The 15145-nt window shown below is 46.1% G+C and carries 16 protein-coding genes; 9 read left to right on the top strand and 7 right to left on the bottom strand.

Annotation, left to right across the window (positions count from 1 at the left end; all coding sequences use genetic code 11):
• Positions 1–44: 44 nt before the first annotated feature.
• Entirely contained in the window at positions 45–278 is a 234-nt protein-coding gene (locus tag LLH06_RS12530) for a hypothetical protein (RefSeq protein WP_228169630.1), read from the bottom strand.
• A 514-nt stretch (positions 279–792) separates the two neighbouring features.
• Here LLH06_RS12530 and LLH06_RS12525 point away from each other — a divergent pair.
• Together LLH06_RS12525 and LLH06_RS12520 are read left to right on the top strand one after the other, a co-directional pair.
• On the top strand, positions 793–1032 hold the full coding sequence (locus LLH06_RS12525) for a hypothetical protein (RefSeq protein ID WP_228169629.1): 240 nt from the start codon (positions 793–795) through the stop codon (positions 1030–1032).
• A gap of 19 nt (positions 1033–1051) precedes the next feature.
• Positions 1052–1834 (top strand): DNA-formamidopyrimidine glycosylase family protein, encoded by a 783-nt coding sequence (locus LLH06_RS12520; protein WP_228169628.1) that lies wholly within the window; start codon positions 1052–1054, stop codon positions 1832–1834.
• Positions 1835–2267: 433 nt separating this feature from the next.
• On the opposite strand, the gene LLH06_RS12515 is transcribed toward LLH06_RS12520, so the two are convergent.
• Together LLH06_RS12515 and LLH06_RS12510 are read right to left on the bottom strand one after the other, a co-directional pair.
• On the bottom strand, positions 2268–3185 hold the full coding sequence (locus tag LLH06_RS12515; RefSeq protein WP_228169627.1) for a pirin family protein: 918 nt from the start codon (positions 3183–3185) through the stop codon (positions 2268–2270).
• Between the two features lie 89 nt (positions 3186–3274).
• Entirely contained in the window at positions 3275–4696 is a 1422-nt protein-coding gene (locus LLH06_RS12510; protein WP_228169626.1) for an SDR family oxidoreductase, read from the bottom strand.
• Positions 4697–4962: 266 nt separating this feature from the next.
• On the opposite strand from LLH06_RS12510, the gene LLH06_RS12505 reads away from it, so the two are divergent.
• Positions 4963–5124 carry a lmo0937 family membrane protein gene (locus tag LLH06_RS12505; protein ID WP_228169625.1) on the top strand — a complete coding sequence of 54 codons (162 nt, stop codon included), beginning with the start codon at positions 4963–4965 and terminating at the stop codon, positions 5122–5124.
• A 70-nt stretch (positions 5125–5194) separates the two neighbouring features.
• Here the strand turns inward: LLH06_RS12505 and LLH06_RS12500 are convergent, their stop codons facing one another.
• Both LLH06_RS12500 and LLH06_RS12495 read right to left on the bottom strand, forming a co-directional pair.
• Positions 5195–5758 (bottom strand): acyl-CoA thioesterase, encoded by a 564-nt coding sequence (locus LLH06_RS12500; RefSeq protein WP_228169624.1) that lies wholly within the window; start codon positions 5756–5758, stop codon positions 5195–5197.
• Positions 5759–5813: 55 nt separating this feature from the next.
• Positions 5814–6770, bottom strand: a complete 957-nt coding sequence (locus tag LLH06_RS12495) for a hypothetical protein (RefSeq protein WP_228169623.1) — start codon at positions 6768–6770, stop codon at positions 5814–5816.
• A gap of 260 nt (positions 6771–7030) precedes the next feature.
• Between LLH06_RS12495 and LLH06_RS12490 the strand changes: the two genes are divergently transcribed.
• Complete coding sequence (locus LLH06_RS12490; RefSeq protein WP_228169622.1) at positions 7031–7753, top strand: head GIN domain-containing protein; 723 nt, start codon at positions 7031–7033, stop codon at positions 7751–7753.
• A gap of 124 nt (positions 7754–7877) precedes the next feature.
• Here LLH06_RS12490 and LLH06_RS12485 read toward each other — a convergent pair whose 3' ends face one another.
• A complete protein-coding gene (locus tag LLH06_RS12485; protein ID WP_228169621.1) occupies positions 7878–8111 on the bottom strand; it encodes a hypothetical protein in 234 nt (77 codons plus the stop codon).
• Between the two features lie 124 nt (positions 8112–8235).
• On the opposite strand from LLH06_RS12485, the gene LLH06_RS12480 reads away from it, so the two are divergent.
• The 5 genes from LLH06_RS12480 to LLH06_RS12460 all read left to right on the top strand — a co-directional run bounded on the left by LLH06_RS12480 (position 8236) and on the right by LLH06_RS12460 (position 13973).
• Positions 8236–9060: a hypothetical protein gene (locus LLH06_RS12480; protein ID WP_228169620.1), complete on the top strand. Its 825-nt coding sequence runs from the start codon at positions 8236–8238 to the stop codon at positions 9058–9060.
• A gap of 106 nt (positions 9061–9166) precedes the next feature.
• Positions 9167–10516 (top strand): trigger factor, encoded by a 1350-nt coding sequence (gene tig, locus LLH06_RS12475; protein ID WP_228169619.1) that lies wholly within the window; start codon positions 9167–9169, stop codon positions 10514–10516.
• A 280-nt stretch (positions 10517–10796) separates the two neighbouring features.
• Positions 10797–11513: an ATP-dependent Clp endopeptidase proteolytic subunit ClpP gene (clpP, locus tag LLH06_RS12470; RefSeq protein ID WP_228169618.1), complete on the top strand. Its 717-nt coding sequence runs from the start codon at positions 10797–10799 to the stop codon at positions 11511–11513.
• A 92-nt stretch (positions 11514–11605) separates the two neighbouring features.
• On the top strand, positions 11606–12844 hold the full coding sequence (gene clpX, locus LLH06_RS12465) for an ATP-dependent Clp protease ATP-binding subunit ClpX (RefSeq protein ID WP_228169617.1): 1239 nt from the start codon (positions 11606–11608) through the stop codon (positions 12842–12844).
• A 265-nt stretch (positions 12845–13109) separates the two neighbouring features.
• Complete coding sequence (locus LLH06_RS12460) at positions 13110–13973, top strand: AMP nucleosidase (protein WP_228169616.1); 864 nt, start codon at positions 13110–13112, stop codon at positions 13971–13973.
• A 64-nt stretch (positions 13974–14037) separates the two neighbouring features.
• Here the strand turns inward: LLH06_RS12460 and LLH06_RS12455 are convergent, their stop codons facing one another.
• Positions 14038–15144: a fatty acid desaturase family protein gene (locus LLH06_RS12455; protein WP_228169615.1), complete on the bottom strand. Its 1107-nt coding sequence runs from the start codon at positions 15142–15144 to the stop codon at positions 14038–14040.
• Position 15145: the final 1 nt, after the last annotated feature.

Genomic DNA, 15145 nt, shown 5'->3' with positions numbered 1-15145 from the left:
ATAAACAACAAACCCCGGGAACTCATCCTCGGGGTTTGTATGTTTTAACTCCAGCCTGAACCTTTTTTAGCGTTGCCTTTTTTGATATGTTCTTCAGCTGTGGCTTTGCTCATGATCGCTGCCATCTTGTTGCCGTCGCTATCTTTACCGGTAGCTATGTAGCGGCCCGATTTAACGTCGATCACCGGATCTACCATCGGAACGTTCTTGGTCTTGGTCTTCACCGAGTAAGCGGTGATCGAACCTGAGTCTGCTTTAGTGTCTTTAGCCTTAGCCATAATGATATTGGTTTTTGTTTCTTTTTGCCTAACCTGTTATCACGATAAATGTTTGCACTGTGGTTAAAGTTTTTTATCGATCGGGCTGGTATATTATGAAAATGGCAACGATTGCGGTCACCGAGTCATGTTGATGGCTTTTACAATAAAGAAGTTTCCGGGAATATTGCTGAAGTATCATGTAAGTAAGCTTTTAACAGGCTAGTCTCTATGAAAGGTAAGTTGTGATACTCAAAATATGGTGATTCTATTTACTGCGAATCCACCAACATGCATACTAATTAAGCTATACTAAATGTGGATAACCTAACTCATTCTTAACGCTCATAACCATCACATCTGAGTTCCCTACCTGCTAAAGCACTATATCACGTAGGCTATAGCATGTTATGATACAGTACGTTATGTGGATAACGTCTCAAAATTCGTTGATAACTTGTGTGTAAGATCTTTTTTCATTATAGTTTAATGGCTTGGATATTGCTGATATTCAGGTATATAATGTGAGTAAGATATGAATGCATTTTATGAAAGGCTGTCGCATTTTGCAGAGCTAATAAAAGATGCGAGCACGAAAGAGCGGCACAACTATGCAGAGTACTTTAAGGTACAGCACCCATCATTTCCGGTGGTAAGCGCCACACGCAGCATCATGCCTAAATTGGTATTTGAGGATGACTGCCCGATCGAGATGCGTCACCGCATACGCCACCTGCTCAAAAGATCTTTCAATCGCATCCGCAACAAAGAATGACCCACCGGGTTGTACCTTTATGCCCGAACTACCCGACCTCGAAGTATTCAGCCGTAACCTCACCAAGGTTTTAAAGAACAAGGAATTGGTGAAAGTGAGCGTATCAGTTTCCAAAAAGCTGAACATAAGTTCAACGGAATTGGCCAACGCGCTGGAAGGAAGTAAGCTAAACCGTGTGGTGCGTACCGGTAAGCAATTGCGGTTCGACCTTAACAATGGACACTCCTTGGGTCTCCACCTGATGTTGCATGGTGAGCTGCACTGGTTCGAAAAGCAGAACGACCACAAGCACACCATTTTGGAACTACTCTTCGAGGGTGACAAAGGATTGGCCGTTACCGACTTTCAAAAAGCAGCCACGCCTACGCTCGACCCTGATGAAGCTGAAGTGCCTGACGCCTTAGATGATGCGGTCGACGTTGCCTTTTGGCAAAAGACCCTTCAAAAAAGTAAGAAGCAGGTCAAGGTGATCTTGATGGATCAAAAAGTGATCAGGGGTATCGGCAATGCCTATGCTGACGAGATCTTATACGATGCTGGTATCTCTCCATTCGCGGCGGCGAATACGATACCAGATCGATACATCAAAGAACTTGATGCCTCCATAAAAAATGTCCTAAATAACGCGATCAAGCAGATCCTTGATAAAGACCCCGATATCATTACCGGCGAGGTAAGGGACTTTTTGTGTGTGCACCGACCTAAGCAAAAGACCACTCCAAAGGGTGAAACTATACTTGTGGGTGAATCAGGAGGGCGAAAGACCTACTATACCGAAGCTCAAAAAACCTTTGATCAATAGATCGCTGATCAGCGGCTGATCATGAGGTGTAATATTTAAGTAATGGTGATCTAAATGGCTTTATAATGAAGGATCAATAAATTTTAAATTATTTTGATAAAATATTTGCAAGGAATGCTTGCTTGATCTATATTTGTATCAACAAGAGAAAAACAAATATCCTGTAGGATGGTGAAACAGGCAGACACACCTCCTCGTCGCGGTGGCGGAGAATAATGGGAAACGTTGCAAAACATAACCACTCCGTGAAGGTTCGACTCCTTCTCCTACAGCTCTTCTCATAATTTAGGTTTATAATTGGTTAGTAAAGGCCTCCTGCCCATCAGGAGGCTTTACTGTTATATAACCTTTTCTATCATGAGCAAAATCCACCATCATACACGACCCATCGGCCATCGCATGAATTTAGATCAGAATTAGATGCTTTATTTACTTACGACAGCGGCTCTGGTCTTGGTGGTTGTGAGGATGACGACTTGAATCGGTCCTCAGGCAACGGGATAAATTCCTGATCATCGTTGGGGGGCAGTTCAATGCGGCCTTGTTTCCAATCCTCCTTCGCCTGCTCGATACGTTCCTTGCGGGATGATACAAAGTTCCACCAAATGTAACGTTCGCCTAAAGGTTCGCCACCTAATAACATGAGCGTGGTGTGTTTTTTGGCTATAATAAGCGGGTCTACTCCTTTGGTAAAAACCAGCATCTGACCGGCTGAATAGGTCACTCCTGAAACCTCTATGCTGCCTTTCACGATATATAGTGCCCTTTCGGTGTGGCCGTGCGGTAAACCGAAGCGCGCACCAGGATGAAGCGCTACATGGAGGTAGAAGAGCGGCGAATGCGTTTTGACATCGTTGCGTAGGCCATAAGCATCGCCAGCGATCAGTCGCATCCAAACGCCTGTATCGGTGAACACGGGTAGCTGGTCAACGGTATAGTTGTTAAAGGTAGGGTCCGATTCTTCGTCCTTTTCGGGCAGTGCCACCCAGGTCTGTATCATTTCCAATCCGCCGGCCAGTACTGATGGGTCTTCAAAACGCTCCGAATGGGCAATGCCCTTGCCAGCCGTCATCCAGTTCACCTCACCCGGTCGTATGATCTGCTCCACGCCCAAGCTGTCGCGGTGCGTCACTTGTCCGCCGAACAGGTAACTTACTGTCGAAAGTCCGATATGCGGATGGGGCAACACATCTAACGATGAAGGCGGAGCCGTAACGGGCGCCAACGGACCTGCATGATCCATGAAAATGAAGGGGCCCACCATGCGGTGTAATCTGAAGGGGAGTATACGTTTTACCGCAACGGCTTCATTCAGGGCTGCCTTGCGGGCTTCTATCACAATATCGAGCATAATGATCGTATTTTACAAAGGATGATGTGGCGCTACCATAGGCCACAGCACCTGAGTAAATATAGTGATAGTGTTCGATCCGGCCGAACCTATGACGCGATCTTGTTGAGCATTCCCTTAAATATGAAAAAGTGGAAGGGCAGCATCGCATACCAGTACAATCGGCCTAACAAACCCAATGGCCTAAAGGTGGCGGTTTGCTGCACGCAGGAGTTCTTATCGATCTTGAATTCCAGCCATGCTTCACCAGGTAATTTCATCTCGGCATATAACAGCAACCGTTTCTCTTTTTTGTCTGCATAGATCACACGCCAAAAATCAAGAGCATCACCAGGTGATACATCGGACGCATTGCGCCGACCACGCCTTAGGCCTACGCCACCGAACACACGATCAAAAAAGCCGCGGAAATCCCAAAGCCAATTGGCGTAGTACCAGCCGTTCCGTCCTCCTATGGCAAATATGCGCTCCAACGCCTTCCCTGGATCGCTGGTGCGCTGGCTCTGCTTATCAGTAAACACACCGAATTGCGGTATCTGTATATGTTCAGACAGGCCTTTAGCAAATATGTCTGTATTGGCCGAATCCTTCCAGCTCGACAATACCAAGTTCTGCTCGATCTTATCAAAAGCGATCTTGATCGCCTCTTTGTAAGGTATCAACGAGATGTTCAGCTTGTCGGGCAGTTCGTTCTTTTTACCGATCACGTCCACCTTCATGCTCTCCACCAGGTTCTTGGCCAATGGGTAGGAGGTGGACGTAACAAAGTATAACCAGTAGGAGGAGAGGCGTGGGGTCATAACAGGCACCGTCCATATCCGGCGCTTTAACTTACGTACTTCGGCAAATTGCAACAGCATTTGCTTGTAAGTTAGTGTGTCGGGCCCGTAAATGTCGAAGTGCCGGCCATAGGTGACCTCCAGTCCCAAAACACCCGACAAGAACTCGATCACGTTGCGAATGGATATCGGCTGGCATCGGGTGTTAAGCCAACGCGGGGCGATCATTACAGGCAACTTTTCTACCAGATCGCGTATGATTTCGAACGATGCACTTCCTGAGCCCACAATGATGCCCGCTCGCAGGGCGGTCACAGGGACCTTTCCTTTACGTAACTCGTCTTCAACGGCCTTGCGCGACGAAAGATGCTTGGATAGCTGCTGCTCATTGGTGATACCGCCCAAGTAGATCAGCTGCCTGGCCGATGTGGTATCCATGTATTGTATGAAGTTTTGAGCTGAGGTCTTTTCTGTCTCGCTAAAGTCACCCGTACTCATACTCATCGAGTGAACGAGGTAATAAGCTGCGTCGATATCTTTTGGCAGCGCACCAAGCGTACCCGTGTCCATCAGGTCGGCTTTTACGGTGGTCACTTGTCCTGCCGGGTATTGACTGGTATCGAACCGTTGTTCGTCACGTACCACGCATAATACCTCATGCCCGTTCTCTACTAATACAGGTAATAGCCTGCGGCCAATGTAGCCTGTTGCACCGGTAAGTAATATCTTCATACAATTATCCTCAAGGTCTTTCATCGGCCGATGCTCCACTTATCGACATCTCAGCGATGATGCGCCATTTCCCGGAAAAGAACATCGGCCCATATAAATGGTTTGCCGTTAGCAAAATACAAGAGGCGTATTACTCGGAGGGAGCCGATGCGCGTACAATTTCAGGTTATAAAGGTTTTAATTGGCTGATAACTTTTATTTCTTTATAATTTAATTATTGGCACGGTTTTGCATATGGATAAGTAAACAAACAAACATCTATCACCATGAGATCATTACTTTATATCGTAGCTGTCATCCTCGTAATCGGATGGGCTATTAGTGTATTTGCTTATTCAGTTGGCGGATTGATCCACATCCTGATCGTACTTGCCATCATATCATTAGTATTGGGCTTGTTCAGAGGAACCACGTCTTCTGCAGTATAATACCTGACATATTATACCAAAATCAAAAAAGCGGCCTAAAGCCGCTTTTTTTGATTTAATGTCTATTTGATCAACTCTCACTTTCAGTGAGCTCTATCTTACAGCGTTCCTTGCTGATCAGCTTCATAGCTTCTTCCACTTCGGATGAAGAGTGGATGCGCTTCTGTTCTTCGTTATAATATTTGGTCAATGCTTTACGATGGTAGGCCTCAAAAAAGCGGCGTACCTCGGCTTGCGTACGTAAAATAAGTCCTGGCACCTGTGCGGGTGAATGGTCATCACCCATGGCGACCATGGTAAAATAGCTCGAATTGGTATGTTTGACCTCTTTTGTACGCACATTCTCGGTTTGTACCCTGATACCGATCACCATAGACGAACGGCCCACATAGTTGACCGAGGCCAATAGTGATACTAATTCGCCTACCTCTACCGGGGCCATAAAGTTCACCGTATCAATGGAGACCGTCACGCAATAGTTGCCGGCATGCTTAGCCGCACACGCATAGGCCACTTTGTCCATTAGTCCTAATATGATACCACCATGCACCTTGCCTCCAAAGTTCGAGTAGGAGGGGATCATGAGTTCGGTAAGTGTGGTTTGCGAATCGGTAACGGTCTTGTATTCTTCCATGGCTAATACGAATTTTGATGGGCTGTAGGCTAAAATGTTGATCTGTTTTGTATGCTTATTTTTTGGTAGTACCGATCACCCTGATCAGCACCATGCTGGCGTGCGGATATCCGAGCGTTGAACCCGGAGTGATGTTAAGGTAAGTGGACAAATAACCGTCAACTATTCCCTTCATGATCTTGGTGCGATGCTCTACATCTTCCATCATCCCGATCAAGGGTTTAACAAAATGCAGTTTACCATCAGCACCAACTATCACCTGCATGTAGTAATTGAAATCGGCATAGGCATTTTGGATGGTCACTTTATAGGTTGGCGATAGGTAGTTATCGGCCAGTGTGACGTCGGTCAATGCGTCCGCTTTCTCGACCGTTTTTTTGGTCACCTGTACCTGTGGTGTTTTGGGTGAAAGCACCGCAGGGTGATAAGCGGCGAACGCCTTGGTCGGGTCGATCCTGCTCGAGTCGGCCTTCCTTTTGATGAAGAGGCTATCCCGCCGTGGTGCTTTTTGCAGTTCGGCCGCAGTGGTATGCAGCTTGTTCTTGATCAGGTCATTGCTGTAGAGTTTCATAAAGATCTGACCCTTACCATCATCTATCTTCATGTCCTTCACATACAGCACCTGGAACAACAAGCTATCGCGCGACATTTGCTTCACCCTGATCCACGAGTGGGCAATGTTAGCTACCGAATCATGGTCGATCTTGACCGATTCGGTAATGAACTTTTGCAGTACCAGGCTAAATATTCGGATCGAGTCTTTAGGCAAGAACGTGATCTGCCATTCTGGTTCTAAACGGTAACCATATTGATTAAAGCCGAGGCTATCGTCGTACTGACGGCGCACCTCTGTATAAGCGATGCCTTCAATGTTCTTGAACGATACTTTCTTTTTAGGCGGAGCGCTGGCTTTGGTGCTGCTTTGCGGCGAATTGCCGCAAGAGGTGCTCAGAATAACGATCAAAAATGCAAAGAATATAGATGAGCCAAATGGCCTGTAAGTGGTGGTCATATGCGCCGTGGTAGTATGGAAGGGCAAAATACTAAAAAGATGCTTTAACTACTTAACACGGCACAAAATGTTGATGGGCGCCGCCTCAACTAAATATGCAAGCGGTAATTAATAAAAGCCTTTTCCGTTGCGTTTCCATCGTCCAAGCACCTGTAATTTAGGCGATCACAAAAAGGTGTAAGGTCGATACACCTTTTTCTATTTTTAGTGTAACTTCATCACCTGATCTGTGGTCACAGTTACATATAGCATTTATAATCATGAAAACTCGCATCATACTCTCATTCGTCATAGCCGCAAGCTTAGCAACAACCACTTTATCATCATGCCATATCGGTTGTGTTAAAGGTTCAGGTAATAAGACCATCGAGAAACGCCAGATCGGCAATTTCGAAAAAATAGACATCTCAGGCGGGTTCACAGTTAACCTGAAACAGGACAGCACTGGCAACCTCAATGTCACTGCCGATGATAACCTCATGAAATACATCCGCACCGAAGTGAGCGGAAGCAAGTTGCGCATCTTTACCCGCAAGGACCTATGCAACCGTGCCCCGGTAGTGATAGATCTAAGCGTACGTAACCTAAAGGAGGTCAAAAGTTCGGGCGCTGTTGAATTGAATTCCAACAGCAAGATCAACGTGAAAGACCTTACGCTCGAATTTTCTGGAGCAAGTAAAGTAGATATGGACATCAACGCAGCCAAGCTGAAGACCAAAGCCAGCGGCGCTACTGAGTTGAACCTTAAAGGTCAGGCCGCTTCACACGAGGTCAAGGTTTCTGGGGCGGGTAAATTATTCGCTACCGATCTGGTAGTAGGAAGCTATAAAATTGAGACCTCCGGTGCCGTGAATTGCAAGATCAACGTATTGCAAAGCCTAACCACCAATACCAGCGGTGCATCTGAGATCCAGTATCGCGGTGCCCCGTCTGAGATCAACAGCCACAAATCAGGCGCATCATCCATCAAGCACATCGACTGATCAGCGGTCAGCCTTTAATGTTAATTGATACGACAAAGCCCCATCCAAAGAAGATGGGGCTTTGTTATTATTATGGACCGGTCATGAATAGCTTGATGGCTATCTCATCGTTCCCGGAGGTCGATCAACGTTCAGGGTCTGGCGGCATTGGGTTCGGTTTGGGTTGAGGCCGGTTGTTAGGTACCGGAGAGGGAGCCAGCTTAGCGGTAGGAGTAGTGGAGGTGGAGTCGGTACTTGTTTTGGCGGCCGGTACCGGTGTGTTGGCCGCCACATTGCCAGCCTTACGTGCTTTACATCCGCACATGACCACTAAACCCAGTGCTGATGCAATAACAGCGCCCCTTACCAATCTTTTCATTTGTATCATTTAGTTAGCCTAACACTTAAACCTTGTTTTGGTTTAGCGGTCAATAGCCTACTCACCGCAAAAAATATGCTGCGGTGCGTAACTTTTTGTTCAACACTACATACTTATCACTATTATGAAGATCCTCTCTTTTACCTTGTTGGTGGCTGTGCTGCTGATTATGGGCAGCTGCGGTTCGTACAAGATCGCGCTTAATGACCCTGTTTGGAACGACAACGTGCCTTATGCGGTAGAAGGCCGCATGCAAACCGTCATTCAAAAAAAGCCGCTTCGCTTTGCCGAATTTCAAACCACCATGGTCAAAACCTCATGGCGCAAGACCACAAGGCAATATGAGGATATTGGCGGGTTCGTTACGGGGCAGTATAACAAGTTGGCTGCAGTGCTATATGAGCAAAGCAACTCATCACGAAGGTTCATTTTGACCAATAACAAAGGTCAGGAAGCCAAAGTGCTCACCTTTGATAAGGTGCGGGCCTCGAACTATCTGTTAGGCAATAAAGTGGAAATCAACCTTGACTACCTCCTCCGCACGCTGGGCCTTGACCGCCGCCAAACCGAGAACAGCTATTACGTGCAGGTATTTGGGCCCGGTGGCGAGCGCCCGTGGGAATTGTTACTTGATAATGATGCCATCGAACTTAACCCAAAGAACTATGCCGGTTACTTTGCCCTTGATCCCGACCATTACTACACCATCAGGCCGGTGAACAAACTCATGGGTAAGAACGGGCCATCATCGTTTCCTGTGGGTCATGTAGGGTACGAGGTCACCAATGCATCAGGTCATGCCGTGGCGGCGGTTTCGTTGCTGGGTAAAACGAGCGTTTACCTGGCCGACGATATGGAACCCGATGAGCGTTTTTTAATGGCCGACCTTTGCGCAGCATTGCTGCTGCATGAGCCGGGATCTGACTTTGACCGGGGTATAAACAACTGATGATCAACTAAACGAAATAAAAAAATATTTACGTACCTTTGCGCTCCAAAACCGCCGGGTCATTAGCCCTTGCGGTACGCACAATACTATTATAAGGTATACAATTATGAATATATCACAGGAAAAGAAAGATAACCTTAACGCGGTCATCAAGATCAACATCAACGCCGAGGATTACCAGGCACGAGTAGATAAAGCCATTAAAGAACAAGCCAAGAAAGCGCAGATCCCTGGTTTTCGTAAAGGCATGGTGCCGTCATCGCACATCAAACGCATGTATGGTAAAAGCATTTTGGTTGATGAGATCAATAACCTGTTATCAGATACCCTTAATAACTACCTTAACGAGCAGCAGCTTGAAGTGTTAGGTCAGCCATTGCCACAAGTTGACGATAGCAAGATCTACAACTGGGACTTTGCCGATAACTTCGAGTTCAACTATGAAGTGGGCCTCGCTCCTGAATTTACTGTTGACATCAACTCTCAAGATAAGCTGACCAGCTACAAGATCAAGGTTGATGACGAAACGTTAGCATCACGCATTCAAAACCTGCGCAAAAGCTATGGTAAAATGACAAACCCTGACGTATCGGCAGATGGTGACGTGCTTTATGGCGAGTTAGTGCAACTTTCACCTGATGGTTCTGTTTTTGAAGGTGGTATCAGCAATACAGCTTCTGTACGTTTAGACCAGATCACTGACGCGGATATCAAAGCTTCATTGATCGGGCTTAAAAAAGGCGATGTAGTGACCCTTGATATTCAGAAAGCATTTAACAATGACGCTGCTAAAGTAGCTGGCTTGTTAAAGATCGACGAAGCTGAAGCAGTTGATCTGAAGTCTAACTTCCAACTGACCGTTAAGAACGTTAACCGTTTAGAGGAAGCTGACCTGGATCAGGCGTTCTTTGATAAGATATTAGGTGAAGGTACGGTGACCACTGAAGAGGAGTTCCGTGCTAAGATCACCGAAGAACTGGAGAACATGATGGTACAAGACGCCGACAATAAACTGCAAGGCGAAATGTACAATTATGTATTGAGCAAAGTGAACTTTGAATTGCCTGACGAGTTCTTGAAGCGCTGGTTAAAAGCCACCAACGAAAAGTTGAGCGACGAGGAATTAGCAGGTGGTTATGATGATTTTGCTAAGAACCTGAAATGGACGCTGATCGGCAACAAGATCGTTAAAGATAACGACATCAAGATCGAATACACCGATGTGTTGGATCTTGCTAAAGCCCGTATCGATGCTCAGTTCCGTATGTACAGCCCACAGCCTATCAGCGAGGAGCAATTGGGTCAGTACGCGGTACAGTTCCTGCAAGATAAAGAGAATGCTAACCGCATTTTTGAAGAAGCCAAATCACTGAAAGTGTTCGATCACCTGAAGAGTGTGGTGACACTTGACAACAAAGAGATGACTTTTGACGAGTTCAGCAAATTGCCAGCGTAAATAGCTGATCCATATACGACCCTTTCAACAAAAGCAGCCTCCTCAAAAGTTGGCTGCTTTTGTTTTATAGCTGGTTTTAACACTAAGAAAAGGATGCTGAAACAAGTTAAGCATGATGGGGTTTTGTAAACGACGCGGTTAAAAACGTGAGCTCTTTATTGCCATGAGAGGTGATGATCCAATAATTTTTCACACTTGTTGGTAATGAACAACTAAAAACTATATTTACCCGCCCTACGCCGGATGCGTAGTGAACATTTAATAAAACATCTTACACAACATGAATATCGATAAGAACGAGTTCCGCAAATACGCGGTAAAACACCACCGCATCAACAGCCTGTTCGTTGATAAATTTATCTCGAGCGTTGAGCACAAAATGATGCCTACCGCCATAGCTAATCCGGTTGGCATGACCCCATATATCTTGGAAGAACGTCAGTTGAACGTTCAGGCTATGGACGTGTTCTCACGTTTGATGATGGATCGTATCATCTTTTTAGGCGATGCCATTTATGAGAACATCGCTAACATCATTCAGGCGCAGCTGCTGTTCTTGCAGTCGGCCGATGCCAAGCGTGACATTCAGATCTACATCAACTCGCCAGGTGGTTCGGTATATGCCGGTTTAGGTATCTATGATACTATGCAATTTGTGACCAATGATGTGGCTACGATCTGTACAGGTATGGCCGCGTCAATGGCTGCTGTGTTACTTTGCGCCGGTGCTGATGGCAAGCGTGCTGCCTTACCACACTCACGTGTTATGATCCACCAGCCACTGGGTGGTGCACAAGGTCAGGCCTCTGACATCGAGATCACTGCCCGCGAGATCCAAAAGCTTAAAAAAGAGCTTTACGAGATCATCTCTAAGCATAGCGGTACCCCTTATGAAAAAGTTTGGGAAGCATCTGACCGTGACCACTGGATGATCGCCGAAGAAGCCAAAGAATTTGGCATGGTTGATGAAGTATTGAGCCGTAATACAGATAAATAAACGGTAATTGTATACTGTACTGGTCTTTTTGAGGTTTACACTTTAAATAGACCAGTATTTAGTATTTTTGATATTAACTAAATCCCGATCAGATGACCAAGAACAGCAAAGAGATCAGGTGTTCGTTTTGTGGAGCCGGAAAGCAGGACTCTCTGATGCTGATAGCCGGCCTTGATGCACACATTTGCGACAAGTGTGTCAATCAGGCCAATGAGATACTTGCCGAAGAACTCAAAGTACGCAAAGTAAGGTCCACCTCCTCTGGGCACACTGTGCTAAAACCAGCCGAGATCAAATCTCATCTGGATCAGTATGTGATCGGTCAGGACGATGCCAAAAAGGTATTGGCCGTAGCGGTGTACAACCATTACAAGCGCCTTAACCAGCGTGTGGATAAGGACGAGGTAGAGATCGAGAAATCGAATATCATGATGGTGGGTGAGACCGGTACCGGTAAGACCTTACTGGCCAAGACCATCGCCAAGATCCTTAACGTTCCATTCTGTATATCTGATGCTACCGTACTGACCGAAGCGGGTTACGTAGGTGAGGATGTGGAAAGTATATTGACCCGCTTATTGCAGGCCGCTGACTATGATGTGGCCGCTGCCGAAAAAGGCATCGTTTACATTGATGAGGTGGATAAGATCGCGCGTAAGAGCGATAACGCTTCCATCACACGCGATGTGTCGGGCGAGGGTGTGCAACAGGCATTGTTAAAGATCCTGGAAGGTACCATGGTGAACGTACCACCACAAGGCGGTCGTAAGCACCCTGATCAGAAAATGATCACGGTGAACACCAGCAACATTCTGTTCATTTGCGGTGGTGCTTTTGATGGTATCGATAAAAAGATCGCAAGTCGTTTGCGCACGCAAACAGTGGGTTACAAGATGAAGCGTGATGATAATGAGGTAGACATTAAAAATCTATATAAGTATATTACCCCGCAGGATCTTAAATCGTTTGGATTGATACCAGAGCTGATCGGTCGTTTACCGGTACTTACCTACCTGAATCCGTTAGACCGTGAGGCACTTCACAACATTTTGACCGAGCCTAAAAATTCGTTGTTAAAGCAGTACAAAAAGCTTTTTGAATACGAAGGTGTGAAGCTTGAGTTCGATGACGAGGTGCTGGACTTCATCGTTGATAAAGCTATGGAGTTCAAACTGGGTGCTCGTGGTCTGCGCTCCATTTGTGAAGCGATCATGATCGATGCGATGTTCGAGTTTCCGTCTAAGAAGGATGCCAAGCGTTTGAACGTGACCTTAGACTATGCCCGTGAGAAATTCGAGAAGTCGGACCTAAAGAAACTCAAGGTAGCCTAGTGATATTTAAGCAAATATTTGTATATTTGCACATCTTATAAGAACGAACCCTGGTGAAACGCCGGGGTTTGTTGTATCTACAGGTTTCGTGCCGACAGGAGCACAGGACCATTATCGCATAGGGGTCAGGCTTGCCAATACCTAACATTAATGCGGTCTTAACGTTAACAACAAAATAAACAGGTTGCTTTAAAAAAGTAACGGCACAGCCGGGGCTTTTGCGCACATCTAAGATTTTAAATACCACTTGAAAAAGGAGGAAGATATGAATGAAGAAATAGAAATTAAGAAAGATCCGAACATCGTAGAACAAGCCAAGACCGTTAAAGAAGTAAGCTCACCCGTTAAAAGTGGATTGAAGACCAAAGAATCGATCGTAGCCAACTGGCTGCCACGCTATACCGGCCGTCAGTTGAAAGATTTTGGTGAATATATCATCCTGACCAACTTCTCTAAATACCTGCAATTATTTTCAGAATGGAACGGCAACGAGCCGATCATGGGTTTGGATAAGCCGATGCAAAGCGTTACCGCCAATGGTATGACCATCATCAATTTTGGTATGGGCAGCTCGGTAGCCGCTACGGTAATGGACCTGCTTACCGCCATCAAACCAAAAGCCGTTATATTTTTAGGTAAATGTGGGGGATTGAAAAAGAAGAACGCCGTGGGTGACCTGATTCTGCCTATCGCTGCCATCAGAGGCGAAGGTACCTCTACAGACTATATGCCCGCCGAAGTGCCTGCACTGCCATCATTCGCCTTGCAGAAAGCGATATCCACCACCATCCGTGATTTTTCACGCGATTACTGGACAGGCACTTGTTACACCACAAACCGCCGCGTGTGGGAGCACGACAAGGAGTTTAAAAAATATTTAAAGAGCCTGCGGGCCATGGCAATAGATATGGAAACGGCTACGATCTTTACAACTGGTTTCGCCAATAAGATCCCGACCGGCGCTTTGTTACTGGTATCTGACCAGCCAATGATACCGGAAGGGGTGAAGACCGCAGAAAGTGATTCGAAAGTGACCGAGCAATACGTAGAGACCCACCTGAAAGTGGGTATCGAATCGTTAAAGCAGCTTATCAACAACGGACTTACCGTAAAGCACTTAAAGTTCTGACCGAACGATCAGCTATAAAAAAGGCCCCGCAGTACCGGGGCCTTTTCTGTTTATTTTGCTTTGATCACAGTTCACCGCTGGTAAACAGATTTTCATTGCTGCCGCTCTTCTTTAATAGCATGAAGTGTGATCTTACCGCTTCACTTAATGGATATGACCGGTAAGGTAGCTTGTACTTTTCAGCATATTCGCGAATGATCGGGGTAATGGCGGGGTAGTAAGTGTGAGCCACCGTAGGAAACAAGTGATGGGCCACATGATGGTTAAAACCTCCGAAAAGGAAGTTGGCCAATTTACTGTTCGGACTAAAATCTTTTGTCTCGCTGATCTGGTACATGGCCCAGGTCATATCCATCGAGCCATTTTCCGGTGGAAGGGGAAACTCCGCATCCTCATCGGCATGTGTGCTTAGTAAGGCCATCACGCCAAACCCGCTCGACATGAAGTGCATGGTCAGGAATGCCAACAGTACCATGTACCACGGTTGTTGCAGCACGATCATGGGCAACACAAGCATCATGGTCAAATTCATGAGCTTGGCCGCAAATAGTTTTATATACTCAATGGTAGGGATGTTGGTCACTCGTTTCAGGTAGTTGTCCTTCGTACCGAAGAAATCCTTGAAGTCCCTTACCAGCAGCCAATTTAAGGTATAGAACAGGTAAAGGAACCACATATAAAAATGCTGGTACCGATGGTAGCTGAACCTTGGGCTCTCCGGAAAGATGCGGACAATGTCGCTCTGCTTTACATCGATATCCCAGTGCTGTAGATTGGGATAAGGATGGTGTAGCAGCAGGTGGCGTTTTTTCCATATATAGCTATTGCTGCCAAATAGTTCCAATACGTAGGTGTAAAGCTCGTTAGAGCGGCGGTTACTGAAAACCGCACCGTGAGCGGCATCGTGAAAGCCATTCAGAAACACCATGATCATGGTCAGTCCGGTAAGTATATAGAACGTGAACAGGTAAGGCCTATAGTTGCCGAACTTGAGTATACAGGCATAGAGGCCAAAAAAGAGGATCACGAGGAATACCGACTTGAACTTGATCACCTCTTGTATGCGGCGGTTGTTAAGTACACGTTGATGTACTTCTTGATTCAGTTCTTTGAAAAAATCATCAGCACCTGCTTTTTTGAAAGCGGGTTTGGGCAAAGTATCAGTTCTCATT

The sequence above is a fragment of the Mucilaginibacter daejeonensis genome (assembly GCF_020783335.1).
In the GTDB taxonomy this organism is placed as follows: domain Bacteria; phylum Bacteroidota; class Bacteroidia; order Sphingobacteriales; family Sphingobacteriaceae; genus Mucilaginibacter; species Mucilaginibacter daejeonensis.
Note: the sequence above shows the minus strand (reverse complement) of the source record. Positions and strands in the feature narration are given on the sequence as shown.

Excerpts from the sequence above, each read along its gene's own strand:
- LLH06_RS12525 (WP_228169629.1), top strand. The coding sequence starts at position 793 with ATGAATGCATTTTATGAAAGGCTGTCGCATTTTGCAGAGCTAATAAAA.
- LLH06_RS12490 (WP_228169622.1), top strand. The coding sequence starts at position 7,031 with ATGAAAACTCGCATCATACTCTCATTCGTCATAGCCGCAAGCTTAGCA.
- tig (WP_228169619.1), top strand. The coding sequence starts at position 9,167 with ATGAATATATCACAGGAAAAGAAAGATAACCTTAACGCGGTCATCAAG.
- LLH06_RS12460 (WP_228169616.1), top strand. The coding sequence starts at position 13,110 with ATGAATGAAGAAATAGAAATTAAGAAAGATCCGAACATCGTAGAACAA.
- LLH06_RS12520 (WP_228169628.1), top strand. The coding sequence starts at position 1,052 with ATGCCCGAACTACCCGACCTCGAAGTATTCAGCCGTAACCTCACCAAG.
- LLH06_RS12485 (WP_228169621.1), bottom strand. The coding sequence starts at position 8,111 with ATGAAAAGATTGGTAAGGGGCGCTGTTATTGCATCAGCACTGGGTTTA.
- clpX (WP_228169617.1), top strand. The coding sequence starts at position 11,606 with ATGACCAAGAACAGCAAAGAGATCAGGTGTTCGTTTTGTGGAGCCGGA.
- LLH06_RS12515 (WP_228169627.1), bottom strand. The coding sequence starts at position 3,185 with ATGCTCGATATTGTGATAGAAGCCCGCAAGGCAGCCCTGAATGAAGCC.
- LLH06_RS12505 (WP_228169625.1), top strand. The coding sequence starts at position 4,963 with ATGAGATCATTACTTTATATCGTAGCTGTCATCCTCGTAATCGGATGG.
- LLH06_RS12480 (WP_228169620.1), top strand. The coding sequence starts at position 8,236 with ATGAAGATCCTCTCTTTTACCTTGTTGGTGGCTGTGCTGCTGATTATG.
- LLH06_RS12530 (WP_228169630.1), bottom strand. The coding sequence starts at position 278 with ATGGCTAAGGCTAAAGACACTAAAGCAGACTCAGGTTCGATCACCGCT.
- LLH06_RS12510 (WP_228169626.1), bottom strand. The coding sequence starts at position 4,696 with ATGAAGATATTACTTACCGGTGCAACAGGCTACATTGGCCGCAGGCTA.
- LLH06_RS12500 (WP_228169624.1), bottom strand. The coding sequence starts at position 5,758 with ATGGAAGAATACAAGACCGTTACCGATTCGCAAACCACACTTACCGAA.
- LLH06_RS12495 (WP_228169623.1), bottom strand. The coding sequence starts at position 6,770 with ATGACCACCACTTACAGGCCATTTGGCTCATCTATATTCTTTGCATTT.
- LLH06_RS12455 (WP_228169615.1), bottom strand. The coding sequence starts at position 15,144 with ATGAGAACTGATACTTTGCCCAAACCCGCTTTCAAAAAAGCAGGTGCT.
- clpP (WP_228169618.1), top strand. The coding sequence starts at position 10,797 with ATGAATATCGATAAGAACGAGTTCCGCAAATACGCGGTAAAACACCAC.